Annotated in this window: 23 protein-coding genes; 8 read left to right on the plus strand and 15 right to left on the minus strand. The window is 60.5% G+C overall.

What is annotated here, in order from left to right; all coding sequences use genetic code 11:
- Positions 1-2 precede the first annotated feature (2 nt).
- A complete protein-coding gene (locus AB4N91_RS00550; RefSeq protein ID WP_077749947.1) occupies positions 3-608 on the minus strand; it encodes an LPS-assembly lipoprotein LptE in 606 nt (201 codons plus the stop codon).
- Positions 609-697: 89 nt separating this feature from the next.
- The gene (leuS, locus tag AB4N91_RS00555; RefSeq protein WP_010467376.1) at positions 698-3,304 is read right to left on the minus strand and encodes a leucine--tRNA ligase; all 2,607 of its coding nucleotides are present in this window, start codon (positions 3,302-3,304) and stop codon (positions 698-700) included.
- 279 nt (positions 3,305-3,583) lie between these two features.
- On the opposite strand from leuS, the gene AB4N91_RS00560 reads away from it, so the two are divergent.
- On the plus strand, positions 3,584-3,904 hold the full coding sequence (locus AB4N91_RS00560; protein ID WP_010467377.1) for a hypothetical protein: 321 nt from the start codon (positions 3,584-3,586) through the stop codon (positions 3,902-3,904).
- Between the two features lie 104 nt (positions 3,905-4,008).
- Positions 4,009-4,767 carry a YdcF family protein gene (locus tag AB4N91_RS00565; protein WP_010467378.1) on the plus strand — a complete coding sequence of 253 codons (759 nt, stop codon included), beginning with the start codon at positions 4,009-4,011 and terminating at the stop codon, positions 4,765-4,767.
- A 140-nt stretch (positions 4,768-4,907) separates the two neighbouring features.
- Here the strand turns inward: AB4N91_RS00565 and lnt are convergent, their stop codons facing one another.
- The 5 genes from lnt to miaB all read right to left on the minus strand — a co-directional run bounded on the left by lnt (position 4,908) and on the right by miaB (position 10,317).
- Positions 4,908-6,431: an apolipoprotein N-acyltransferase gene (lnt, locus tag AB4N91_RS00570; RefSeq protein ID WP_077749950.1), complete on the minus strand. Its 1,524-nt coding sequence runs from the start codon at positions 6,429-6,431 to the stop codon at positions 4,908-4,910.
- A gap of 14 nt (positions 6,432-6,445) precedes the next feature.
- Positions 6,446-7,285 carry an HlyC/CorC family transporter gene (locus tag AB4N91_RS00575; RefSeq protein WP_010467380.1) on the minus strand — a complete coding sequence of 280 codons (840 nt, stop codon included), beginning with the start codon at positions 7,283-7,285 and terminating at the stop codon, positions 6,446-6,448.
- Between the two features lie 5 nt (positions 7,286-7,290).
- Positions 7,291-7,785, minus strand: a complete 495-nt coding sequence (gene ybeY, locus AB4N91_RS00580) for an rRNA maturation RNase YbeY (RefSeq protein ID WP_010467381.1) — start codon at positions 7,783-7,785, stop codon at positions 7,291-7,293.
- Positions 7,778-8,782 (minus strand): PhoH family protein, encoded by a 1,005-nt coding sequence (locus AB4N91_RS00585; RefSeq protein WP_010467382.1) that lies wholly within the window; start codon positions 8,780-8,782, stop codon positions 7,778-7,780. The genes ybeY and AB4N91_RS00585 overlap by 8 nt, the downstream gene beginning before the upstream one ends.
- Positions 8,783-8,988: 206 nt before the next feature.
- Complete coding sequence (gene miaB / locus AB4N91_RS00590; RefSeq protein WP_010467383.1) at positions 8,989-10,317, minus strand: tRNA (N6-isopentenyl adenosine(37)-C2)-methylthiotransferase MiaB; 1,329 nt, start codon at positions 10,315-10,317, stop codon at positions 8,989-8,991.
- A gap of 134 nt (positions 10,318-10,451) precedes the next feature.
- On the opposite strand from miaB, the gene AB4N91_RS00595 reads away from it, so the two are divergent.
- Positions 10,452-10,781: a DUF1820 family protein gene (locus AB4N91_RS00595; RefSeq protein ID WP_007894425.1), complete on the plus strand. Its 330-nt coding sequence runs from the start codon at positions 10,452-10,454 to the stop codon at positions 10,779-10,781.
- 179 nt (positions 10,782-10,960) lie between these two features.
- Here AB4N91_RS00595 and AB4N91_RS00600 read toward each other — a convergent pair whose 3' ends face one another.
- The 4 genes from AB4N91_RS00600 to AB4N91_RS00615 form a co-directional block, all read right to left on the minus strand.
- Complete coding sequence (locus tag AB4N91_RS00600; protein WP_010467384.1) at positions 10,961-11,515, minus strand: tetratricopeptide repeat protein; 555 nt, start codon at positions 11,513-11,515, stop codon at positions 10,961-10,963.
- 226 nt (positions 11,516-11,741) lie between these two features.
- A complete protein-coding gene (hemL, locus tag AB4N91_RS00605; protein ID WP_010467385.1) occupies positions 11,742-13,025 on the minus strand; it encodes a glutamate-1-semialdehyde 2,1-aminomutase in 1,284 nt (427 codons plus the stop codon).
- Positions 13,026-13,040: 15 nt separating this feature from the next.
- Positions 13,041-13,664, minus strand: coding sequence for a thiamine phosphate synthase (gene thiE / locus AB4N91_RS00610; protein ID WP_010467386.1), 624 nt, complete (start codon positions 13,662-13,664; stop codon positions 13,041-13,043).
- A 32-nt stretch (positions 13,665-13,696) separates the two neighbouring features.
- Positions 13,697-14,494, minus strand: coding sequence for a hydroxymethylpyrimidine/phosphomethylpyrimidine kinase (locus AB4N91_RS00615; RefSeq protein ID WP_010467387.1), 798 nt, complete (start codon positions 14,492-14,494; stop codon positions 13,697-13,699).
- 417 nt (positions 14,495-14,911) lie between these two features.
- On the opposite strand from AB4N91_RS00615, the gene AB4N91_RS00620 reads away from it, so the two are divergent.
- The 4 genes from AB4N91_RS00620 (at position 14,912) to AB4N91_RS00635 (ending at position 21,411) form a co-directional block, all read left to right on the plus strand.
- Positions 14,912-17,296: a hybrid sensor histidine kinase/response regulator gene (locus tag AB4N91_RS00620; RefSeq protein ID WP_169858288.1), complete on the plus strand. Its 2,385-nt coding sequence runs from the start codon at positions 14,912-14,914 to the stop codon at positions 17,294-17,296.
- 73 nt (positions 17,297-17,369) lie between these two features.
- On the plus strand, positions 17,370-19,019 hold the full coding sequence (locus AB4N91_RS00625) for an acyl-CoA dehydrogenase family protein (RefSeq protein WP_169858287.1): 1,650 nt from the start codon (positions 17,370-17,372) through the stop codon (positions 19,017-19,019).
- A gap of 180 nt (positions 19,020-19,199) precedes the next feature.
- Positions 19,200-20,699: an AMP nucleosidase gene (gene amn, locus AB4N91_RS00630; protein ID WP_169858286.1), complete on the plus strand. Its 1,500-nt coding sequence runs from the start codon at positions 19,200-19,202 to the stop codon at positions 20,697-20,699.
- Positions 20,700-20,769: 70 nt separating this feature from the next.
- On the plus strand, positions 20,770-21,411 hold the full coding sequence (locus AB4N91_RS00635; RefSeq protein ID WP_154913083.1) for a pseudouridine synthase: 642 nt from the start codon (positions 20,770-20,772) through the stop codon (positions 21,409-21,411).
- Here AB4N91_RS00635 and AB4N91_RS00640 read toward each other — a convergent pair.
- Positions 21,406-21,615 (minus strand): DUF2788 domain-containing protein, encoded by a 210-nt coding sequence (locus AB4N91_RS00640; RefSeq protein ID WP_010467392.1) that lies wholly within the window; start codon positions 21,613-21,615, stop codon positions 21,406-21,408. The genes AB4N91_RS00635 and AB4N91_RS00640 overlap by 6 nt on opposite strands.
- Positions 21,616-21,809: 194 nt before the next feature.
- The gene (locus AB4N91_RS00645) at positions 21,810-22,289 is read right to left on the minus strand and encodes an Lrp/AsnC family transcriptional regulator (RefSeq protein ID WP_007894448.1); all 480 of its coding nucleotides are present in this window, start codon (positions 22,287-22,289) and stop codon (positions 21,810-21,812) included.
- A gap of 435 nt (positions 22,290-22,724) precedes the next feature.
- Here AB4N91_RS00645 and AB4N91_RS00650 point away from each other — a divergent pair, with 435 nt between their 5' ends.
- Positions 22,725-23,741 carry a DUF6515 family protein gene (locus AB4N91_RS00650; RefSeq protein WP_460112021.1) on the plus strand — a complete coding sequence of 339 codons (1,017 nt, stop codon included), beginning with the start codon at positions 22,725-22,727 and terminating at the stop codon, positions 23,739-23,741.
- Here AB4N91_RS00650 and AB4N91_RS00655 read toward each other — a convergent pair.
- Positions 23,726-24,631, minus strand: coding sequence for a cation diffusion facilitator family transporter (locus AB4N91_RS00655; RefSeq protein WP_010467394.1), 906 nt, complete (start codon positions 24,629-24,631; stop codon positions 23,726-23,728). The two genes, AB4N91_RS00650 and AB4N91_RS00655, sit on opposite strands and share 16 nt — an antisense overlap.
- A 29-nt stretch (positions 24,632-24,660) precedes the next feature.
- The gene (locus AB4N91_RS00660) at positions 24,661-25,080 is read right to left on the minus strand and encodes a polyribonucleotide nucleotidyltransferase (RefSeq protein WP_083375694.1); all 420 of its coding nucleotides are present in this window, start codon (positions 25,078-25,080) and stop codon (positions 24,661-24,663) included.
- Positions 25,081-25,124: the final 44 nt, after the last annotated feature.

The following is a 25,124-nucleotide window of genomic DNA, read 5'->3' on the forward strand; positions in this document are numbered from 1 at the left end:
TCTTATTGCTGCGGGATTTCGATAGGCGACTGACGCGGGGTTTCCGCTTCAGCTTTCTGCGCCGCTTCCAGTGCCTGGGCTTCGGCTTTTGCCTTGGCGTCGGCGGTCTGTTGCAACTGATCCAACTGAGTCGGCGTGAGTTGTGACAGGCGCAGCATCATGCGTTGAACCAACTCGCGACGGGTTTCTGTGCGAGCCGTATTCGCTTCCTGGTCGGAACCCACCAGGTTGTTGCCGTCGTGGATGAAGATCTTCTGCACTTCGAGCTTGTCGCTCAGCAGCGGCAGGCCTTGCGCACCCCGGATGTCGTAGCTCAGCACGGTGCTCACCTGATACTCGCCAGTACGGCCGGCACCGGCGTAGCTGAGGATGCGCTGGCTTTCCTGCTCATCCGTCAACACAAGCTTGTACGGCGCTCCGGCGTAAACCTTGACGCCGCTGCTTTGCAATACCTGACGCAATTGCGTCACGGTTTCGCCGTAGGCGTTGCGGGCGCTCAGATCGAGCTCCCTGATCGCCATTTCATTGGTGCCGGTGCCGCGCAGCTGGAACCCGCAGGCGCTCAACAGGACCGCGAGGCCCATCACCAGCAAATTGCGTTTGATCATCTTGTTGCTCCCCTTGAAACCATGTGGGCCGATCGTGCGGCCCGAAAGGTTTTACTCGGCGCCAGGCTCACCTGGCGCCTGATCCAATTTTAGCTGGCGACGATATTGACCAGTTTCCCGGGCACTACAATCACTTTACGAATAGTCAGGCCGTCGACGAAGCGCAGCACGTTCTCGTTGACCCGGGCAGCGGCTTCGACTTCTTCGCGAGTCGCGGTCGCCGGCATTTCGATCTGGCCGCGCAGCTTGCCGTTGACCTGGATGACCAGCGTCAGGCTGTCCTGCACCAGCGCGGTTTCGTCCACCACCGGCCAACCGGCATCGATCACCGGGCCAGCGTGACCCAGTTGATGCCACAGCTCGTGGCTGATGTGCGGGGTGATCGGAGCCAGCAGCAACGTCACGGCTTCCAGACCTTCGTGAACCAGTGCGCGATCCTGTTCGGTGCCTTGTGCGGCTTTCTCCAGCACGTTCATCAGCGTCATCACTTGGGCGATGGCGGTGTTGAATTTGTGGTTCTGGCCGACGTCGTGGCTGGCCTGCTTGATGGCCAGGTGGATCGAACGACGAATGGCTTTCTGCTCGTCGTTCAGGCTGGCGACGTCCAGTTTGCCCGGCAAACCCTGAGTGACGTGGGCTTGAGCCAGGCGCCAGACGCGCTTGAGGAAACGGTGCGAACCCTCGACGCCAGAGTCGGACCATTCCGCGCTCATGTCAGGGGGCGAGGCGAACATCATGAACAGACGGCAGGTGTCGGCGCCGAACTGGTCGATCATCGACTGTGGGTCGACGCCGTTGTTCTTCGACTTGGCCATCTTCTCGGTGCCGCCGATTTCCACCGGCAGACCGTCTGCAATCAGCTTGGCGCTGATGACCTTGGCCTTGCTGTCGCGTTCGAGTTCGACGTCCGCCGGGTTGAACCAGGTGTAAGCACCGTTGGCTTCACGACGGTAGTAAGTCTCGGCGATCACCATGCCCTGGGTCAGCAGGTTCTTGAACGGCTCGTTGGAGCTCACCAGGCCTTCGTCGCGCATCAACTTGTGGAAGAAACGCGCGTACAGCAGGTGAAGAATGGCATGTTCGATACCGCCGATGTACTGATCCACCGGCAACCAGTGGTCAGCCGCCGATTTTTCAACCAGACCGCCTTCATAGTGTGGCGAGGCGTAACGGGCGTAGTACCACGAGGACTCGACGAAGGTGTCCATGGTGTCGGTTTCACGCTTGGCCGGTGCGCCACATTTCGGGCAAGCGCACTCGTAGAACTCAGGCATGCGCGCCAATGGCGAGCCCGCGCCGTCCGGCACCACGTCTTCCGGCAGTACCACAGGCAGTTGATCTTCCGGGACCGGCACATCACCGCAGGTGGTGCAGTGGATGATCGGGATCGGGCAGCCCCAGTAGCGCTGACGGCTGATGCCCCAGTCGCGCAGGCGGAACTGGGTGCGCGAGGCGCCGAGGTTTTTCTTGATCAGCGCAACTTCAATGGCGTCGAACGCGCCAGCGAAGTCGAGGCCGTCGAACTCGCCGGAGTTGATCAGCGTGCCGTGCTCGCCGTAAGCGTCCTGCCATGGAGCCGGGTTGGTATCACCTACACTGGTGCGCACCACGGACTTGATCGGCAGGTTGTACTTGGTGGCGAACTCGAAATCACGTTCGTCGTGAGCCGGAACCGCCATCACCGCGCCATCGCCGTAGTGCATCAGCACATAGTTGGCGACCCACACCGGGAGTTTTTCACCGGTCAGCGGGTGCTCGACGAACAGCGAGGTCGGCAGGCCTTTTTTCTCTTGGGTGGCGACGTCGGCTTCGGCAACGCTGCCGCCTTTGCATTCAGCGATGAACGCTTGCAGCTCAGGGTTGTTCTGCGCGGCCAGGGTGGCCAGCGGGTGTTCGGCGGCCACGGCGACGTAAGTCGCGCCCATCAGGGTGTCTGGACGGGTGGTGAAGACTTTAAGCGCGCCGGTTTCGCCGATGGAATCGACGTGGTACGGGAACTGCACTTCCATGCCGCGGGATTTGCCGATCCAGTTGCGCTGCATGGTCTTGACCTGTTCAGGCCAGCCCGTCAGTTCGTCGAGGCTCTCCAGCAGCTCATCCGCGTAGGCGGTGATCTTGAAGTAGTACATCGGGATTTCGCGCTTTTCGATCAGCGCGCCGGAACGCCAGCCGCGACCGTCGATCACCTGTTCGTTGGCCAGGACGGTCTGGTCGACCGGGTCCCAGTTCACGGTGCCGCTTTTCTTGTAGATCACGCCTTTTTCGAACAGGCGAGTGAACAGCCATTGTTCCCAGCGGTAGTAATCAGGCTTGCAGGTGGTCACTTCGCGGGACCAGTCCACCGCGAGACCCAGGCTGCGCAGCTGGGTTTTCATGTAGGCGATGTTTTCGTAGGTCCACTTGGCGGGCGCTACGTTGTTCTTCATCGCGGCGTTTTCCGCCGGCATGCCGAAGGCGTCCCAACCCATGGGTTGCAGGACATTCTTGCCTTGCATGCGCTGGTAGCGGGAGATCACGTCGCCGATGGTGTAGTTGCGCACGTGCCCCATGTGTAGCTTGCCGCTGGGGTAAGGGAACATCGACAGGCAGTAGAACGTCTCCTTGCCTGGCTGTTCACTGACTTCAAAGGACTTTTGCTCGTCCCAGAACGATTGGGCGGCGGCTTCGATTTCACGGGGCTGATATTGTTCGTGCATGGCTACTTTTGAACTGAATAGGGGTGGCCTAATCCTCTTCAATGCAACGCTGGACGGTGACGACGCCAAATCGACGTTTCAGTGCCCGAACGAGCTGGAAGTGGAGTTACAGGAAGCGCCGTAGCATACATGACCGCACTCTACCGAGGGAAACCCTGATTACTGCCGCGCGTCTTGCGAAAACTGCCGCGAGGGCCGTTGGTCGCGGCATCCAGCCGGTTTGTTCATGGAAGCTAAGCTCTAAATGGGGAGCGAGTCTTATCTTCAATGAGGTGAGGGATGGTTGAGTCACAGCAAAAAGTCACGAAACCGCAGCTGTACGAAAGACTGATCGATCGTCTGGGGATGGCCCTGGACGCTGCAAAAACCGCTGACCGGCTACGCGATGAGCGTCCCCTGGAGCTGGAACTGCGTGGTTTGAGCCCCGCAGAGTTTGCACTGGTCAAAGCCTATCTGGATCGCAGTGAACGTGAGACGCACGGATGCTTGTCTGCAGCAGTGAAGCAACTCGACGCACCACGTTCGGCCAAGATCATCTGGCTCAAGGACAAGGCACCTGGCAGGGACGCGGAAAAGGTCCGGTCTCTGCAATTCAAATAACGGCTGCAAGCCATTACCCATGTTTTTTAAAGCATAGTCCTTCCGCATTTGTTGTCGCATTGCGTCAACCCACTTAGGCTTCGGGCATCTTATGGAGATGCTCGATGCCTTTTCGTTATTTCGTGAAACAACTTCTGTTGCCTCCCGGCATTCTTTTGCTGCTGTTGATGCTCGCGTGGTGGTTGCGCCGCTCAAGGCCGCGGCTTGCGGGTGTGTGCTTTGCCTTGGGGTTCGGCGGCTTCCTGTTAATGAGTTTGCCGGTGGTGGTGCAGTGGGGCGCCAAGGCCCTGGAAAGTGAGCCGCCACTGGCACGCGAGGAATGGGCCACCCTGAGTCAGCGTGCGGATGCGATTGTGGTGTTGGGTTCGGGGCGTGAGCGGGGCGATATTGCCTGGGGGGCTGATCAGCCGACGGGCGTAGGTCTTGAGCGCGAACGGTATGCGGCACGCCTGGCCAAGGCCTCCGGGTTGCCCATTCTTACCAGCGGCGGCCTGCATTACGGTACGCCGCCGACCGAAGCGAAGTTGATGGCGGATTCATTGCTTGATGATTTTGGCGTCACCGTGCGCTGGCAGGAAGGGCGCAGCCGCACGACGTGGGAGAACGCGCAGTTCAGCGCCGAGGTGTTGCTGCCGCAGGGAATCAAACGGGTGGTGGTGGTGACGCAGGCCTGGCACATGCCGCGATCAGTCTGGAGCTTTCAGCAGGCGGGATTTGAAGTGGTGCCAGCACCGGTGGGCTTTTTAGGCGTGGACAACGCCCGGCCACTGGGCGGCTGGATGCCGGAATTCAAGTCGATCTGGCAGAGCGGGCAGTTGCTGAATGAGGCGGTGGGGCAGATCGGGTATTCAATGTTTTACTGATGACCTGTGGCGAGGGAGCTTGCTCCCGCCGGGCTGCGAAGCAGCCCTGAGTCCGGCTAATCCATTTCTGGCTGAAAAAGCGCATTAACCGGTATTGCGGCTGCTATGCAGCCGAGCGGGAGCAAGCTCCCTCGCCACAGTCAGACGGTCTTGGCCATCCGGTTCGCCACCAGTGCCCAGCCAAACAACAACACACAAACGATGATCAGCGGCCACGAGCGCCATTGCAGGTAAGGCGTCAGGTTGTGCATCGGCACGACTTCGCCGTACAGGATGCCGCGTTCGAACTGCGGGATCTGCACCGTGATCTGCCCGAACGGGTTGATCAGGCCGGTGACGCCGTTGTTGGTGGCGCGGATCATCCAGCGGCCCGCTTCCAGTGCGCGCATCTGCGCCATCTGCAAATGTTGCAGCGGGCCGATGGAGGTGCCGAACCAGGTGTCGTTGCTGATGGTCAGCAGCAATTCACTGCGGGCCGCCAGGCTGGCGGCGAATTCCGGGTAGACCACTTCGTAGCAGATGAACGGCGCGATCTGATAACCCTTGGCTTGCAGCATCGGCTGGTCAGCCGGGCCACGGGCAAAGTCGGACATCGGCAGGTCGAAGAACGCGATCAGCCCACGCAGTACTTCCTGCAACGGAACATATTCGCCAAACGGCACCAGCTTCTGCTTGAGATAAGTGCCGTCGCCTTCACCGAGGACGGTGATGCCGTTGAAGAAACGCTTCTCGTGTCGGACTTCCTGACGGATCGGTACGCCGGTAATCAGCGCAGATTTACGCTCGGCGGCGAAATTCCCCATCATGTTCAGGTAGCCCTCGGCGGACTCCTTGAGCACCGGGACGGCTGTTTCCGGCCAGATCAGCAGGTCGACCCGTTTGGAGCTGAAACTCATGTCGCGGTACAGCGCCAGCTGCGCGTTGAGCTGCGCCGGGTCCCACTTCATGCTTTGTTCGATATTGCCCTGAAGGGCGGCAACGCTCAGCGCCGGGCCCGCCGGGCTGGTCCAGGCGTGTTCCTTCAGCGCCATGCCGGCCACCCAGGGGCCGACCAGCAGCAATACGCCAGCGGCGATGAAACCTTTACGGCCCGTGCGCACCAGGCGCATGGCGTTATAGATCAGCGCCGCCGTCAGGGCCAGGGTGAAGGAAATCAGCCACATTCCGCCGACGGGTGCGAGCCCGGCCAATGGGCCGTCGAGCTGGCTGTAACCGGAATAGAGCCATGGGAAACCGGTGAGAAACCAGCCACGAAAAGCTTCCTGGCCAACCCACAGCGCGGCAAACGCCAAGGCATCGGCCAGCGGCGCTTCGTTGCGACGCAGCCAGCGCGCCCAGATCCAGGCGGGCAGGGCGAAGAACCAGGCAATCGCGGCCGTGAAGATCAGCATCAGGAAACCGGCCAGCAGCACTGACGCGCCGCCGAAGTGGTGAATGCTGTAATAGATCCAGCTGGTACCCGCGCCAAACAAGCCAAAACCGAAACACCAGCCACGGCCCAGGGCCTGGCGGGGACTCAGTTCGCGCAAACCGGCATAGAAGAACCCGACCGCCAGCAACGCCAACGGCCAGATATCGAACGGCGCCAGGGCCAGGGTGGTGAGTGCACCGGCCGCCACGGCCAGCAGGTTACCGGGCCAGCCGGGGCGGGTCATACGATGCATTTCAATCCTTGGATTTATCGGGCGATAGGGGTCAGGCGCAGCAAGTGAATCCGACGGCTGTCGGCGTTCAGGATGCGGAAGCGATAAGGGCCGATTTCAGTGATTTCGTTGCGTTTTGGCAAGTGCCCGAACGCGCTCATCACCAGGCCGCCAACGGTGTCGAATTCGTCGTCGGAGAATTCGCTGTCGAAGAACTCGTTGAAGTTCTCGATCGGCGTCAGGGCCTTGATCAGGAAGTCACCGCTGGGCAGCGGCTTGATGTAGCTGTCTTCTTCGACGTCGTGCTCGTCTTCGATGTCGCCGACGATCTGTTCCAGCACATCTTCAATGGTCACCAGGCCTGCCACACCGCCGTATTCGTCAATGACGATGGCCATGTGATTGTGGTTGGCGCGGAACTCGCGCAGCAGCACATTCAGGCGCTTGGACTCGGGCACGAAGGTCGCCGGACGCAGCAGGTCCCTGATGTTGAAGCTGTCACCGTTCTCCTTGAGGATCAGCGGCAGCAAGTCCTTGGCCAGCAACACGCCCATCACATCATCGTGGCTTTCGCCGATGACCGGGTAGCGGGAGTGGGCCGAGTCGACCACGGCAGGCAGGAACTCGCGAGGTGTCTGGGTCGCCTTGATGCTGATCATCTGCGAGCGCGGGACCATGATGTCCCGTACTTGCAGGTCAGCGACCTGGATGGCGCCTTCGACGATGGCCAGCGCTTCGCTGTCCAACAGTTTGTTCTGGTGTGCGTCGCGCAGCAGCTCCAGCAGCTCCTGGCGGTTCTTCGGCTCGTGGGCAAAAGCCTGGGTGAGCTTACCCAGCCAAGACTTTTGCCCGTTGCTCGATCGATCTTCGCTCATAGCGATTACTCTGAATCCTTTGTTGTAACGATAGGGGTTGTGTCTGTTTCGTCGTCCGCATAAGGGTCGGGAAAGCCCAACTCGGCAAGCAACGTTCGTTCCAGTGCTTCCATTTCTTCGGCTTCGTCATCATCTATATGGTCGTAACCCAGCAGATGCAAGCAGCCATGAATCACCAGATGCGCCCAATGGGCCTTTAGTTCCTTGCCCTGTTCGGCGGCTTCGCGCTCGACCACGGCCACGCAGATCACCAGATCGCCCAGCAGCGGGATGTCGAGAAACTCGTCAGGCACATCGGCCGGAAACGACAGGACGTTGGTGGCGTAATTCTTTTGCCGCCAGGTGTGGTTCAGCTCGCGGGCCTCTTCGTCATCGACCAGGCGAATGGTCATTTCAGAGTCGGCAGTGCGCTGGCGCAGGGCCAGTTCGCACCATTGGCGGAACTCGGCTTCGCTGGGTGCAGGCGCCTCGGTAGCCAGTTGCAGATCAAGCTCAAGCATCGCGGCGACTGTCCTTTGGAGTTTCGTCTGCCGCGCGATTCTCGAAGCGCTCGTAGGCTTCGACGATGCGTTGCACCAATGGATGGCGCACAACGTCCTTGGGCATGAAATGGGTGAAGCTGATACCCGGCACGTCTTTGAGTACTTCAATCACATGGTGCAGCCCGGACTTGGTGCCTTTCGGCAGGTCGACCTGGGTGATGTCACCGGTGATGACGGCCGTGGAGCCGAAGCCGATCCGGGTCAGGAACATCTTCATCTGCTCGACGGTGGTGTTTTGGCTTTCGTCGAGGATGATGAAACTGTTGTTGAGCGTGCGACCGCGCATGTAGGCCAGTGGCGCAACTTCGATCACCTGGCGTTCGATGAGCTTGGCGACGTGTTCGAAGCCGAGCATCTCGTAGAGTGCGTCGTAGAGCGGGCGCAGGTATGGGTCGATCTTTTGCGACAGGTCGCCGGGCAGGAAGCCAAGCTTCTCGCCCGCTTCAACCGCCGGACGCACCAGCAGGATGCGGCGAATCTGCTCGCGTTCCAGCGCGTCTACCGCGCAGGCAACGGCCAGATAGGTCTTGCCGGTACCGGCCGGGCCGATGCCGAAATTGATGTCGTTACCGAGGATTTCCTTCACGTAGCGCAGCTGATTCAAGCCGCGAGGGCGAATCATGCCTTTTTTGGTGCGCAGAGCGACGGAGGGTTCGGACGGGGAGACGTTGTCCAGCTCTTCGACGGCCGATTCCTGCAGGAACAGGTGAACCGTGTCCGGCGACAGCTCTGTACCTTTGGTTTCCCGATACAGACGACGAATCAGATTTTCCGCGGAGGTGGTGTGTTTGGGCTCGCCGATCAGCTCGAACTGGTTTCCGCGGTTGCGGATCTCGATGGTCAGGCGCTGTTCGATCAAGCGCAGATGCTCGTCGAATTGCCCGCACAGATTGGCGAAGCGACGGGCCTCAAAGGGCTCGAGGATAAAACGATGTGGTTCTATGGGTGCGTTCAAGGTCGTATTTAGCCGCCCTGGGGCAATTAAGATGAAATCAAGGATAACGCCAGTGGGCTGGGTGCGAAAGCTCTTAAATAATCCAGCGCCAAACACCGGCCCGGTAGGAGCGAAGCTTGCCCGCGAAGGCGGTATTTCAGACGACTCATGTGGTGAGTGTCAGTCCGCCTTCGCGGGCAAGCCTCGTTCCTACAGGTTTTACGGTGTTACGAAATCAGCGAGCCCCGCAGCGAGTGCGGCTGTGCGGCGTCGATGTGCACGTCGGCGAACTGGCCGATCAAGGTCGGATTGTCGCAGCGGAAGTTGACGATCCGGTTATTCTCGGTCCGGCCTTGCAGTTCGCCGGGGTCTTTTTTCGAATAATCCGTGACCAGAATCCGCTGGATCGAGCCGACCATTTGTCGGCTGATCTCGAAACCTTGCTGGTTCAAGCGATGTTGCAGCGCGTTCAACCGTTCTTTCTTCAGTTCTTCCGGCGTCTCGTCGGCCAGATCCGCAGCCGGGGTGCCAGGGCGCTGGCTGTAGACGAACGAGTAGGAGAAGTCGAAACCGACGTCTTCGATCAGCTTCATGGTCTGTTCGAAGTCTTTCTCGGTCTCGCCCGGGAAGCCGACGATGAAGTCCGAACTGATGCAGATCCCTGGGACAGCTGCCCGCAGCTTGCGCAGTTTGGATTTGTATTCCAGCGCGGTGTGATTGCGTTTCATCGCCGAGAGAATGCGGTCCGAGCCCGATTGCACCGGCAAGTGCAGGTGTTTTACCAGTTCCGGCACGTCGGCGTGGGCCTGGATCAGGCTGTCGGAGAACTCCAGCGGGTGCGAGGTGGTGTAGCGAATCCGGTCGATGCCATCGACGGCGGCCACCACACGAATCAGCTCGGCCAGATCGGCCAAACGTCCGTCGTGCGTGGTCCCGCGATAGCCGTTGACGTTCTGGCCCAGCAGCGTCACTTCGCGCACGCCGTTTTCGGCCAGGTGCATGATCTCGGCAATCACGTCATCAAACGGCCGACTGACTTCTTCACCGCGGGTATAAGGCACCACGCAGAAGGTGCAGTATTTGCTGCAGCCTTCCATGACCGACACATAAGCGCTCGGGCCATCGATGCGCGGCTCGGGCAGATGGTCGAATTTTTCAATTTCCGGGAACGAGACGTCGACTTGCGGCAGCTTGGTGGCGCGCGCGGCGTCGATCATTTCCGGCAGGCGGTGCAGGGTTTGCGGGCCGAACACCACGTCCACATACGGCGCGCGATCGCGAATGGCCGCGCCTTCCTGGCTGGCCACGCAGCCGCCGACGGCGATCACCATGTCCGGGTTGGCCAGTTTCAGTTCGCGCCAGCGGCCGAGCTGGGAGTACACCCGGTCCTGGGCGCGTTCACGAATGGAGCAGGTGTTGAGCAGGATCACGTCGGCGTCTTCAGCGCGAGCGGTCACTTCCAGGGCCTGATGTTCACCCAGCAGATCGACCATGCGCGAGCTGTCGTACTCGTTCATTTGGCAACCGTGGGTTTCGATGTAAAGCTTCTTGGCCATGGACAGTGTCATCACGTGATTCAAAGAACCGCGCATTATAGGGAACATGTCCCAAGGTTCCTACCGCTGTGCGTCCGGCGGCTATGCTATAGTTCGCGCCCTCATTTTTATCCCCTATGTGTTGCCCGCCCACCATGACCAAACGTGAAGCCCCAATCTACAAGGTGATTTTCCTCAACCAGGGCCAGGTGTACGAAATGTATGCCAAGCAGATCTATCAAAGTGATCTGTGGGGCTTCCTGGAAGTGGAAGAGTTCGTCTTTGGCGAGCGCACGCAAGTGGTCGTCGACCCGAGCGAAGAGAAGTTGAAAGCTCAGTTCGAAGGCGTGGTGCGCAGTTTTGTGCCGATGCATTCGATTGTGCGCATCGACGAAGTGGAACGCCTCGGCACACCGAAAATCAGCGAAGCCCGCGGCGCGGTCGGCAATGTCATGCCGTTTCCGATGCCGATGCCTGAGAAGTAAGCAGGAAAGCTTTTGAAATGAACTGGGTTGTTTGTGGCGAGGGAGCTTGCTCCCGCTGGGGCGCGAAGCGGCCCTAAACTCTGCAAACACCGTTTTTCTGATTCACCGCATTGTTTGACGTTACGACGGCTGCGCAGCCGAGCGGGAGCAAGCTCCCTCGCCACAGGGGCCTGCGTCAATCAGGGCAGCGGCGAAAACGGCGTACGCCCATCGGCGCTCTGCAATTCCATCAGGTATTTACGGAAGATTTGCCCGAGCACCTGAGTCGCCATCTCAAGGTCTTCGCGGGGCATCTTCTCGGCCACTTCGTCGGCCGTATCCAGTGCCTCTTCAGCACCGTTGACCGCGGCCATTTTCAGCACGATATACGCCTGAACGTTATTGGCCGGTACGCCTTCGCCGTGAAAGAACATGGTGCCGAGTTTGAATTGCGCCTGGGCGTGGCCTTGCAACGAAGCTTTTTCAAAATAGCCCAGGGCCTTATTGAGGTCGCGCGGGGTGTTTTTGCCGTCGTAGTAGAACTCACCTAACTCGTATTGCGCTTGTGCATCCCCTTCATCCGACGCTTTCTGGCAGGCAGCGAGCGCTTGCGTCAGGTCTTGCGGCTGAGTATTGAGGGTGCAGCGACCCATCGCTGGGATTAACAACGAGTTGCCGCCTGCTTGTGCGAGCGCGAGCAGGGGCTGAAGGAGCAACAGGCAGCCCAGTGCAAGGGCGCGGCCGGTGCGGTTCATGGGAATCGACTTACCTCTGAAGGGCGCGCGGACCCATCGAGGGGATCCAATAAGCGCGCATTATGAAATAAGCAGGGCCAACCTTACAAAGTCTTTACTCGTTTTTCTGCTGCACGGGGAATATATCGCCCGATTGACGGGGGATTATTAGCAGAAGCGTAGGAATAAAGGTGTAAATCCAGGTGAAAGCTGACGCTGGCAATCGCCAGCGTCAGCGGGCACAGCGTTATTTCAATGCGGCGAAGGCACGCTCGGCGGCATCCAGCGTCAGTTTCAACTCGGCTTCGCCATGAGCGATCGAGGTGAAGCCGGCTTCGAAAGCGCTCGGCGCCAGGTACACGCCGCCCTCGAGCATCAAGTGGAAGAAACGACCGAACAGCTTGGCGTCGCTGGCCATCACGTCATCGAAAGTCACGATGTCGTCGGCACCGCTGAAGTACAGGCCAAACATACCGCCAGCCTGCGTGGTCACGAACGGAATGCCAGCAGCATCGGCGCGCTGTTGCAGGCCATCGAGCAAGCGGCTGGTGTAGTCGGTCAGCTCGTCGTGGAAACCGGGACGGCTGATCAGGCGCAACGTCGTCAGGCCCGCCGCCATTGCCAATGGGTTGCCCGACAAGGTGCCTGCCTGATACACCGGACCCAGTGGCGCGATGTGCGACATGATTTCGCGCTTGCCGCCGAAGCAGCCGACCGGCATGCCGCCACCGATGATCTTGCCAAAGGTGCTCAGGTCCGGCGTCACGCCGAAGTGCGCTTGTGCACCGCCGAGGGCAACTCGGAAACCGGTCATCACTTCGTCGAAAATCAGCACTACGCCGTGTTTGTCGCACAGGGTCCGCAGGCCTTCGAGGAAACCTGGCGCCGGCGGAACGCAGTTCATGTTGCCGGCCACCGGCTCGACGATGATGCAGGCCACGTCCTGGCCGACGTCAGCGAGCATGGCTTCGACCGCGTCGATGTCATTGAACGGCAGAGTCAGGGTGTGCTTGGCGAAATCCGCCGGCACACCGGCCGAGCTCGGCACGCCTTGGGTCAGCGCGCCGGAGCCGGCCTTGACCAGCAGGCTGTCGGAGTGACCGTGATAGCAGCCTTCGAACTTGATGATGTTGTCGCGACCGGTGAAACCACGGGCCAGACGGATGGCACTCATGGTCGCTTCGGTGCCGGAGCTGACCATGCGCACCATTTCCATCGACGGCACGATCGAGCAGACCAGGTCGGCCATCTCGGTTTCCATCGCGGTCGGGGCGCCGTAGGACAAGCCGTGCTCCAGTTGTTTACGCACAGCATCCAGTACGTCCGGGTGGCTGTGACCGAGAATCATCGGGCCCCAGGAACCGACGTAGTCAACGTAACGCTTGTCGTCTTCGTCGGTGACGTAGGCGCCTTCGGCGTGTTTGAAGAACAGCGGCGTGCCGCCCACACTTTTGAACGCGCGAACAGGCGAGTTCACGCCACCGGGGATGTGTTTCTGGGCGTTGGCAAACAGGGTTTCGGAACGAGACATGATCGGGCTCTCAAATCAGATTTTCAGTAATTCGTTAAAGGCGCGGGCACGGCGTGTCACTTCAGCCGTGCTCTCGGCGCCAAACAGGCCATGCACCACCGCCAGCAAGTCGACCCCGTGGGCCACCAGCGGGGCGGCGTTGTCGAGGGTGATGCCGCCGATCGCGCAGATCGGCAGGTGCAGTTTGCTGCGGGCCTGGTCCAGCAGTTCGAGGCTGCAGGTCGGTGCGCCGGGTTTGGTATTGGAATTGAAGAAGCGGCCGAAGGCGACGTAACTGGCGCCTTCCTTGGCTGCTTGCTCGGCGAGTTCGAGTTGCGCGTGACAGGTCGAACCGATGATTGCCTGGCGACCGAGCAAGGCGCGGGTCGGCGACAAGGGGCCGTCAGTCTGGCCCAGGTGTACGCCGACATTCAGGCGAGCGGCCAGTTCGGCGTCGTCATTGATAATCAGCTGAGTCTTGTAGCGGTCGCACAGATTGCGCAGGGCTTCGGCCTCACGCAAACGTCGGGCCTCGTCGCTGCTTTTGTCGCGGTATTGCAGCAGGGTGACGCCGCCTTCCAGCGCCGCCTCCACGTACGAAAGAAATTTACCGGCCAGCAACTGGCTGTCGGTAATGGCGTACAGGCCACGTAGTTTCATCGGACAAGCCTCACCGCAGTGCGAATAGAAAGTTACGAACAGAAATCCAGCGGCAGGCGACGCGGCACGAACTGGCCTTTGCCCAACTGCTCGGCATCCCGCAGGGTACGCCACGTGTAGTTAAGCGCGGTCTGCACGGCACTGACGAGATTTTCACCCTGGGCCAGACGACCGGCCAGGGCACTGGCCAAGGTGCAACCGGAGCCGTGATAACTGCCGGGCAAGCGTTGGCAAGTAAAGGTTTCGCGGTGACCATCGCGGCTGTACAGGCGATTGTGGATTTCGTGTTCGTCGCCATGGCCGCCGGTGATCAGCAGGTGCTTGACGAACGGCAGGAGTTTTTCAGCGCACTCGTCCGCGGTGCCTTCGGGCAGTTCGGCGAGGATCCGGGCTTCGGGCAGGTTAGGGGTGGCGATGATGGACAGGGGCAGCAGGCGTTCGCGCATGGCGTAGCCGACTTCATCCTTGCCCAGGCGTCCGCCGCCACCGGCGCGCAGCACCGGGTCGCAGACCACCGGCAAGTGCGGGTGTGCCGAGAGCAGTTCGACCACGGTGTCGACCATCTCCAGGGAACCGAGCATGCCCAGTTTCACGGCAGCGACTTCGGAGTCGTTGAGCACGGCGTTGGCCTGGGCCAGCACCCACTCGCGGTCGAGCACGCGAAAGTCAGTGACGTTGACCGTGTCTTGCACGGTCAGGGCGGTGACGGCCGGGGCCGCATGACAACCCTGGGCGAGCAGGGCTTCGATATCTGCCTGCAAGCCGGCGCCACCACTGGGGTCGTGGCCGGAGAGACAGAGGACAACGGGGCGAGAGCTGTAGATATTCATGGTGCGCGAGCTTACCACCAAACATCGATTTTCGGGTGCAGTGGTCGCCAGGTCTGCCGATACATTGTGGTGAGGGGGCTTGCCCCGTTCCGCTGCGAAGCCGTGGTGAATCTGGCGACGCAATGTTACCGACCGAATGCAAAGGGTGGGGCGCTGCGCACCTCCATGTGAGCAAGCTCCCTCGCCTCAGGTGTTGCATATAGCCATAAGCTGACCGTATAAACAGATTTTCCTGAAGTGTGCCGCTGGAACGCCCGTACTAGAGCCATTGCAGGAAAAATTTCAATGGTGCTCAATGGCCATCAGCGGCTATGCTAGAGTGGATCCAAACCAATAACAGGTAATACCGGTTTTACGTCTACTCAAAGGGAATGAGGGGCTTCCTGAGATAACCGGACAGGCCACGCTGGGGCTTAAATGCGCTATTTGCTGATGTTGCTGTTGTGCTTGCCCCTCATGGCGAGCGCCGTCGAATTCGATGAATTCACCCAGAGCCTTCCCCTGGGCCGAACCCTGCAGGTCTACGAAGACGCGGGCGGTCAGGCGACCATCGCCGATGTCCGTGCGCAAGCCGCGGCCGGTAACTTCAAGCCCCACGATAAAGCCACCCTCAACGCCGGTTACTCGCGTTCGGTGTTCTGGCTGAAAATCGATCTGCATTACCGTCCGTCGAACCCGGCGGCGCAACGGACCTGGCTGCTGGAACTGGCCTATCCGCCCCTCGATCACCTCGATCTCTACTTGCCCGATGCTGGCGGTGACTTTCGATTGGCCCGGCAAACAGGCGATGCGTTGCCGTTTGCCAGTCGCGAGTTCCGCCAGAACAACTACCTGTTCGATCTCAATTTCCTGCCTGACCAGGCGCAAACCGTGTACTTGCGCCTGCAAAGCGAAGGGTCGATCCAGGCGCCCGTCACCTTGTGGTCGAGCACCGCTTACCTCGAAGAACAGCCGGTCCGCCTTTATGTGCTGGGGCTGATTTATGGCGTGTTGTTGGGGATGCTGGTCTACAACCTGTTCATCTACCTCAGCGTGCGCGACACCAGCTATCTCTATTACATCTTCTACATCGCTTCCTTCGGCCTGTATCAACTGTCAGTGAACGGCGCAGCCGTGGAGTATTTCTGGCCGGACAATCCGTGGTGGGCCAACGCCGCGACGCCATTCTTCATCGGTTGTGCTGGACTGTTCGGCAGCCAGTTCGCCCGCAGCTTCTTGCAGACGGCCAACCACAGTCGCTGGCTCGACCGTTTACTGTTGGCGCTGGTGGCGTTCAGTGCGCTCGTGGTCGGGTTGTCGTTGATGACCAGCTACGCCTTGGCCTTGCGCCTGGCAACAGCCTTGGCGTTGGTTTTCACCGTGGCGATTTTCATCGCCGGGCTATGCGCCTGGCTGGGTGGCTTGCGGGTGGCCCGATATTTCATCATTGCCTGGTCGGCCTTCCTGCTCGGCGGCATCGTCAACACCCTCATGGTGTTGGGATACCTGCCGAACGTGTTCCTGACCATGTATTCCAGCCAGATCGGTTCGGCCATCGAAGTGGCGCTGCTGTCCCTCGCCTTGGCCGACCGCATCAACGCCATGCGCGAGCAGCAAGCGCAGACGCTGTTCGATGCCGGTCAGAAACTCGAGGTGCTGAACCAGCAACTGGCCCACAGTAACAAGCTCAAGGATGAATTCCTCGCCACCCTGACCCACGAATTGCGCACGCCCATGAACGGTGTGATCGGTTCGCTGGAGTTGATGCAAACCGTCGAGATGGACCCGGAACTGGAGCAATACCAGCAAACCGCCGCCGGCTCCGCACGGGACATGATGCGCATGGTCAACGGCATCCTGACCCTCACCGAGTTGCAGGCCGGCAAGCTTAAAGTCATCCCGGCAACGTTCAGTCTGCGTGGCGTGGTCGACACCTTGCGCACCCAATTCGAGGGCAATGCTTCAGGCAAGTCCCTGGACTTCAAAGTCGAAGTGATGCCGGGCCTGCCGGATCGCTTGAACGGTGACAGCGCCAAGTTGGCGCAATGCCTGGAATGCCTGCTGGATAACGCCATCAAGTTCACCCGGGTCGGCGGGCTGGCCCTGCGCGTGACGGGCAAACCGGTGGAAAACGGCCGGGTGTCGCTGTCGTTTGCGGTGATCGACACCGGTATCGGTTTCACCGATCTGGGAGAGGCGACGCTGTATCAGCGCTTCTTCCAGCTCGACGGCTCGATGACCCGTGAATACGGCGGCCTGGGCGTAGGCCTGGCGATCTGTCGGCAACTGGTCGAATTGCTCGGCGGACGCCTGACCCATCGATCCGAGCCCGGCAGCGGCAGCCGTTTCCAGTTGGACGTCGAGTTCGAACTGCCTGTGGTCGAGCGGCCGGCAGTGCCCCTGATGACCCGCGAGTTTCCGCGTCTTCGACTGCCACAGGACTGCACGGTGCTGCTGGTGGATGACAACAGCATCAATCAATTGGTGATGCGTGGCATGTTGCTCAAGCTCGGGTTCCGGGTGCGCGCCACCGACAGCGGCGCTGCCGCGCTCGACCTCTTGCAGCGTGAAAGCTTCGATGCGGTCCTGCTCGATGGTCAGTTGCCGACGCTGGATGGCACCGCCTTTTGCTGCCAGATCCGCGGCTTGCCGGGCTGTGCCGACTTGCCGGTGTTCGTGATTGCCGTGAGCGCCGACCGGGAGCGCTGCCCGACGGGAGCCTTGATCGATCACCTGAGCAAACCGGTGAAATTCGAGGATCTGCAAGCGGCGCTCTATCGCCGGGTACTCTGTTCGGGGCAAGGCGAAAGCGCCGACATTTAGGCGGGTATGACACTTTGTTCGGCCAAGAGGCGGTGCTTAACTGAATCCCTTGGCTGACCAAAGGAGCCCCGTCATGAACCTGCATCAGTTCGCCGAAACCCACGAAGTCACCAATCAGCCCCCGTCGCTGGACGGCGCCAACCTCTATCGCATCGACCTGCCTTTGCAAGAATGGTCTCGGCGTTTCGGGGCGGGTTGGGCCGAGTCGCGGATCGACGCTTATGGTGCATTGGCCGGCGGGCCGCTGATGGAAGCAGGGTTCCTGGCCAATCAGAACAAACCGGTGTTCGTCAGCCATGACCGATACGGGCATCGCATCGACCTGGTGGAATTTCACCCGGCGTATCACCAGTTGATGCGCACGGCGGTCGAGCACGGCTTGACCTCATTACCCTGGGCACATCCGCAACCTGGCGCCCATGTGGCTCGCGCGTCGATGACGTACCTGCACAGCCAGGCCGAAGCCGGCAGCGGTTGCCCGTTGACCATGACCTTCGCAAGCGTCCCGGCGATGCGCCTGCAACCGGACCTGGCCGAGCAGTGGCTGCCGAAAATCCTCTCGACCGAATACGACCCGCGCAATGTCGGCATGGCCCACAAGGCCGGTGTCACCATCGGCATGGCGATGACCGAGAAACAGGGCGGCACCGACGTGCGGGCCAACACCACCAAGGCCTACCCGGTCGGCGCCAGTGGCCCGGGCCAGGCTTATGAATTGGTCGGACACAAGTGGTTCTGTTCCGCGCCGATGTGCGATGCCTTCCTGACGTTGGCGCAGACGGACAAGGGCTTGACCTGTTTCTTGCTGCCACGCCATCGCCCGGACGACACGCGCAATCAGTTCTACATCCAGCGCCTGAAGAACAAACTCGGCAATTGCTCCAATGCCTCCAGCGAAGTGGAGTTCCGTGGCGCGCTGGCGTGGATGGTCGGTGAAGAAGGGCGCGGGGTTCCGACCATCATTGAGATGGTCGCGATGACTCGCTTCGATTGCATGGTCGGTTCCAGCTCGCTGATGCGTCAGGCGCTGACCCAGGCCAGCCATCACTGCGCACATCGCATGGTCGGCGGCAAGTTGCTCAGCGAACAGCCGTTGATGCAAAACGTACTCGCTGATCTGGCGCTGGAAAGCGAAGCGGCCCTGGCCTTGAGCCTGCGCATGGGCAAGGCGCTGGATCATCTGGATGACAGCCACGAAGCCAAATTCGCCCGGTTGGTAACGGCGGTGGGCAAGTACTGGATCTGCAAGCGCGCCCCGGCAATGATCAACGAAGCCGCCGAATGCATGGGCGGTGCGGGCTATGTCGAGGAAAGCATCCTCCCGCGCCTGTACCGTGAGGCGCCGGTCAATTCGACGTGGGAAGGTTCCGGTAACGTGCAGTGCCTGGACGTGCTGCGGGCGCTATCGAAGGAGCCAGGTGTGCTTGATGTGTTGTTCAGCGAGTTGGGTGATGGTCAGGGCGATAAGCGCCTGGCTGCGCACATCAGCCAGTTGCAGACGGCGTTCAAGGACACCAGCGACATTCAATACCGTGCGCGGCAGCTCACTGAAGACATTGCGCTGGGGCTTCAGGCCAAACTGTTGCTGGAAGCCGGCAACTCGGCAGTCAGCGATGCGTTCATCGCCAGTCGCCTCGGCTCGGCCGGTCGGGTTTATGGCGCGTTGCCGCGTGGTTTGGATGTTGAGGCGATCGTCGCCCGCTCGACTCCGCAGGGTTTTTGACCACGATGGCATGAACCACACAAAACCCCTGTAGGAGTGAGCCTGCTCGCGATAGCGTTGGCACATCCAACATCTATGTGACTGACAAGCCGTTATCGCGAGCAGGCTCACTCCTACAGGGGCTATCAGTGACATATAGCCAACACGCCACTGTTCCCGTGAAGCGACGATGCAGGCAAGATGAAGCTCTGCAAGTCAGAACACAGGATGCTGATCGTGACCGAAGCTTTTATTGTCGTTCAAACCGCCGAGCAAGCCGTGGACCGGCTTGCGCTCTTGCACAATCGTGCAACCACCGCGCTGAACCAGGCGCTCAAGCGTTATCTCAAGGACCGAGTCGAGCCGGACGCTGAACAGCGTGCGATGTTTCGTTATCCCGAACTGCGTCTGACCTACCACTGCCAGGGCGAAGTCCCACAGACCACCCGCGCTTACGCCAAGGTTCAGCTGCCTGGGACCTACAGTGTCACCGTCACCCATCCGGCGGCGTTCCGTAAATACCTGCTGGAACAACTCGTGCCGTTGATGCACGACTTCACCGTGACCGTCGAAGTCGGCATCAGCCAGCAAAATATTCCTTATCCTTACGTGGTCGAGCAGGGCGATGAACTGGCCGGCTCCGGCGTCACCGCTGCCGTACTGGCGCGGGTGTTCCCGAGCACCGACTTGTCCGCCGCGACCGACGGCATTGCCGATGGCTTGTACGACTGGGAGAACACCGATCCGCTGCCACTGGCCCTGTTCGATGCTGCGCGGGTGGATTTCTCCCTGCGTCGACTGGTGCATTACACCGGCAGCGACTGGCGTCATGTGCAGCCGTGGATTCTGCTGACCAACTACCACCGGTACGTTGACCAATTCATCGTCCATGGTTTGGAGCAGTTGCGCAGTGACCCGCGTTTCGTGCGCATGGTATTGCCCGGCAACGTGATCATCGAAAAGAGCATGGACCACGGCGAAGCCTCGGCGATTGCTGCGGGCGTGGTGTGGCACCGCTATCAGATGCCGGCCTATCACCTGATTGCCAGCGATGGCCATGGCGTGACCCTGGTGAACATCGGCGTCGGCCCGTCCAACGCCAAGAACATCACCGACCATTTGGCGGTGCTGCGTCCACATTGCTGGTTGATGATCGGTCACTGCGGCGGCTTGCGTCAGTCGCAGACCATTGGCGACTACGTACTGGCGCACGCTTACATGCGTCGTGACGGGATTCTCGACCGGGTGGTGCCGCCGAACATTCCGATCCCGGCCCTGGCCGAAGTGCAGATGGCCTTGCAGCAAGCGGCCGCCAACATTACCGGCGAAAAGGGCGACGAGCTGAAAAAACGCCTGCGCACCGGCACCGTGCTGACCTACGACGACCGTAACTGGGAATTGCGCTGGGCCCAGGAGCGTCCGCTGATCAACTTGTCCCGCGCCGTGGCGGTGGACATGGAAAGCGGCACCATCGCGGCCCAAGGCTATCGCCTGCGGGTGCCCTATGGCACGTTGCTCTGTGTGTCGGACAAACCGCTGCACAGCGAAATCAAGCTGCCGGGTTCGGCCAACGCCTTCTATGAGCGCGCTGTCAGCCAGCACTTGAAGATCGGCATCGAGGCGGTGGATCTGTTGCGCACCGAACTCAACTCGTTGCACTCGCGCAAACTGCGCAGCTTCGACGAGCCGCCGTTCCGCTGATTCGTGATGGTCATTTGACGGTCAGGGCACTAGCATTGGCAGCCCTGACCGTTAGATGCTCCTCTTTCCCATGTCCCGTCCACAACGTCCCGTTTCTCGCCGCCCTGGCGCGAAGCCTGCGCCATCCTCCCCAGCCCCGCGCCGTGTCGCCAAAGCGCCGCCGGCCGAGCCGAAGCTGATCCTGTTCAACAAACCCTTCGATGTGCTGACCCAGTTCAGTGACGAAGGAGGGCGGGCGACGCTCAAGGATTACATCGATATTCCGGGGATCTATCCGGCAGGACGGCTGGACCGCGACAGCGAAGGATTACTGCTGCTGACCAACGATGGCCAGCTGCAAGCGCGAATCGCCGACCCGAAACACAAATTGGCCAAGACCTATTGGGTGCAGGTGGAGGGTGAGCCGAGCGCTGAGCAGTTGCAGCGTTTGCGTGACGGCGTCGAACTGAATGACGGCATGACCTTGCCGGCCGAGGCACGGCAATTGGAGGAGCCCGAGCTGTGGCCACGCAACCCGCCGGTGCGCTTTCGCAAAAGCGTGCCGACCAGTTGGCTGGAGTTGGTGATTCGCGAGGGGCGCAATCGTCAGGTGCGGCGCATGACAGCGGCCGTCGGCTTGCCGACGTTGCGCCTGGTACGGGTCAGAATCGGCGACTGGACAATCGAAGGACTCGATCAGGGCCAGTGGAAGGAAGTGCCGGCGCGCTTATAACGTGCCGGTTTCGATCAGGCCGATGACCACGCTTTTGATCACGAACGCAGCCACGCCCAGACCCAGTACGAAGAACAGAATGAACGAGCCAAAACGTCCTGCCTTGGATTTTTTCGCCAGATCCCAGACGATGAAACCCATGAAAATGATCAGGACGCTGACCAGTCCGGTCATCATCCACTCTTCGAGTACGGCAGGATCCATTGAATATCTCCAGCGCGGGCGGGGCTAAAAGGCGCTGGAGTATACGGCATGGGGACGGGCTGGAGGATTGACCTGCGGCAGTGTGTCGCAGTCATTCGTCGCCTGTGCCGGCCTTATCGCGAGCAGGCTCCTACAAGGGATCTTCGGTGTTCAGGAGATCCACTGTAGGAGTGAGCCTGCTCGCGATGGGGACATCAGCTGCGCAGATGAGTTAACGGCAGCTCGGTACTATTGAGCACCTGATTCAACACAAAACTCGAACGAACGCTGGTCACCCCTTCAATCCGGGTCAAATGCCCCAGCAGCAGTTTCTGGTAGTGATCCATATCCGGCACCACAACCTTGAGTTGATAATCCGCATCCATCCCCGTCACCAAGCTGCATTCCAGCACCTGGGGCAACGTTCGAATCGCGGCTTCAAAGTTCTCGAAACGCTCCGGCGTATGGCGGTCCATGCCGATCAGCACGTAAGCCGTGAGGCTCAAGCCGAGCATCTTGCGGTCCAGCAGCGCCACCTGGCGGGTGATGTAGCCGTCGTCTTCCAGTTGCTTGACCCGGCGCGAGCAAGGCGAAGGCGACAGGCCGATGCGTTCGGCCAGCTCCTGGTTGGAGATGCGCGCGTCACGCTGCAATTCCGCCAAAATGCTCAAGTCGTATCGGTCGAGTTTGCTCATCAATCAGGCCTTTGTCATAACTATTGCGGCAGATTATCTATCCAGGGTTAAAAATTGCGCAAGTGATGTTTAATTGAGCAATCTTCGCAATCCTCTGCCGGCACCCGCGGCCTATTCTTATCACCAGAATCACTGCTCGGACAAACAGTCCATAGCCGCTCGCCGAATCAGGCCGGCGGCGGCCGCCACCCCCACAGGGGATGTGCCGGCCTCCGAGCTACACACTGTCCAGAAGACGGCGTGAGGTGAGCCGACGTAATAAGCGTCGAGCACGGACGAAGTTCTCTAAGGGAGGCCGACGGGTCTCCCTTTTCTTTTGCCTGGAATTTGAGAGCGGCCCTCAATAAATAAGTTGCGCGACTGATAACCTGTTGCAGAACCGCCCTGTACTTTCCCAGTCTTACGTACAGGCTCTAACCCGCAGTGAGGAAAAGCATGAAGTCGCGCATCTGGCGTTTGGCCGGTGTTGGTTTGCTGTGTGTGAGTGTCACTGCGCAATCGCTGGCCGATGATCAGCAAAACCGTGGCCCCGATGGCGGGCAACGTGGAACGGACGGCCATCAGGGCAACAATCAGGGGCATGGCGGCAATAATCAGCCGCGCCCGCAGGACAACGACATCATTCGTGGCGACAACAGCCGCCAGTTCGAGCACAACGGCCAGACTCAGAACAACGGCCAGTGGCAGAACCGTCCGCAGCCCGACTACAACAATCCTGTTCGCTCACCGCCGCCACCCCCGCAGCTCCCGGCCAATGACCTGCCGATCCAGGGTCGCCCCGACGCGGTGCGCCAGACCCAGCAGCCACAGCGTGGTTACTATCAGGACAATCCACAGCGCAACAATTACAACCAGCAATGGCAGAACAACGGTCCGCGTCCCGATGATCGTCGTTGGGCGGGTCGTCCGGATGGGCACGGTAATGGCTGGGGCCCCGGCCCGCAATATCGCCCGGGTCATGTGATCGACCGCTTCCCGGACCGTGACTACCGCGTGCCTTACGGTGGTCGGGATTATTTCTATTCCGGCGGCTACTGGTATCGCCCACAAGGCCCGCGTTATGTGGTGGTTCAACCGCCTCGCGGGATTCGAGTCAGCTACTTGCCCGATTACGCGCGTGAGGTGTGGATCGGCGGGGCGCTGCTGTTCCTGGCGGCCGGTTCGTATTACGCCTATCAGGAAAACACTCAGGACTACGTGGTGGTCGAGCCGCCGGTGCAAATGCAGCCGCAGCCGGTCAGCAACAGCTACGACGTGGAGGCCTATCCGGCCAACGGCCAGTCGCCGGAGCAGGTCAACCAGGACGGTTACGAGTGTTATCAATACGCGGTGCAGCAAAGTGGCTTCAATCCGCGGACGGCCACCTACCAGCCAGACCCGTCAGTGGTGCAAGCCTACCGCCAGGCTCAAGGTAACTGCCTGAGCAGTCGCGGCTATCAGGTTTCTTTCTGAGTCTTTGCCGCCAGTACCACTTCCTGCGGGTCGGCGTGCACCAGCACTTCGGCTCGCGGGTAAGCGGCGTGAATCGCATCGGCGGCCTGATCGCTGATGCCGTGGGCGACTGACAGGGTCAGGTCCCCCGGCAATTCCAGGTGCAACTGCACGAACCACTGGTTGCCGGAAATCCGCGTGCGCAGGTCATGCGCGCCCAGCACCCCCGGAACGCCGCAGGCCAGCTCAAGCATGTGCTGGCTCACCTCCGGCGGCAGTTCCTCATCCATCAGCACCGTAAAACTTTCCTTGGCGATCTGAATCGCGCTCCAGAAGATGTACGCAGCGATTGCCAGGCCGAACCAGGGGTCGACCTGATGCCAGCCAAACCCGGCCAACACCAGCGCCAGCAGAATGCTGCCATTGAGCAGCAAGTCCGAGCGGTAGTGCAGGGAGTCGGCGCGCACCGCGTTGGAGCCGGTGGCCTTGACCACCCGATGTTGCAACATCAGCAACGCCACGGTCAGCGCCAGGGAGAACACAATCACGCCGATGCTGATCCATGGCGCGCCCACCGGTTCCGGATGTTTCAGCCGCTCGATCGCCTGCAAAGAAATCAGCACCGCACTGCCGCCAATGAACAACGCTTGAGCCATGCCCGCCAGCGACTCGGCCTTGCCGTGCCCGTAACGGTGATCGTCATCGGCCGGGCGCAACGCGTAATGCACCGCCAGCAGATTGAGCAAGGAGGTGACGCCGTCGAGCGCTGAGTCGGTCAACCCGGCGAGCATGCTCACCGAACCGCTCAACCACCAGGCGATGGCTTTGGCGACGATCAGCGTACACGCCACCGCCACCGAGGCACGAGTCGCCAGCCGCAGCAGGCGGGCGTGTTCGGAGCTGGAAATCATAGGGGCGGCTATTCCTTTACGTGCACGGATTACGCGGCGGGTTGCAGGCCGAACAGGGCCAGTTGCTGGGTGCTGCCTTTGTGTTGAATCAGGCGTGGGTCATCCAGCGGGAAGCTGCGGCCCAACTCGGTTTCGAGAATAGTCTGCAACTTATGGTTATCAACTTTGCCGTCGGCGCCGATCGCTTCCTTGAGTTTTTCCGGGGCCACCTGTGCGGTCTCACCGGGCGCGTAGTAAATCGCGCCAGTGGCGAAGTCCACGGCGAACGCGATCAGGCCGGGGATGATGTAGAACAGCAGGCCCACGGCATCGAGCGCGGCGATGGCCGGGTCGATCTTGCCGTCAATCTGACCACGACGGTCAGGGTAGAAAATCGATCCGCAAGCCGTCACCTGGGTCAGCAACGTCGCGACCAATACACCGCCAATCAAGCGAAAGGGAACACGCATATGAAATCTCCTGGGTAATTTCAAAACGAAAGGACGCCTGTATG

It is taken from the genome of Pseudomonas sp. H3_D04, from assembly GCF_054669175.1.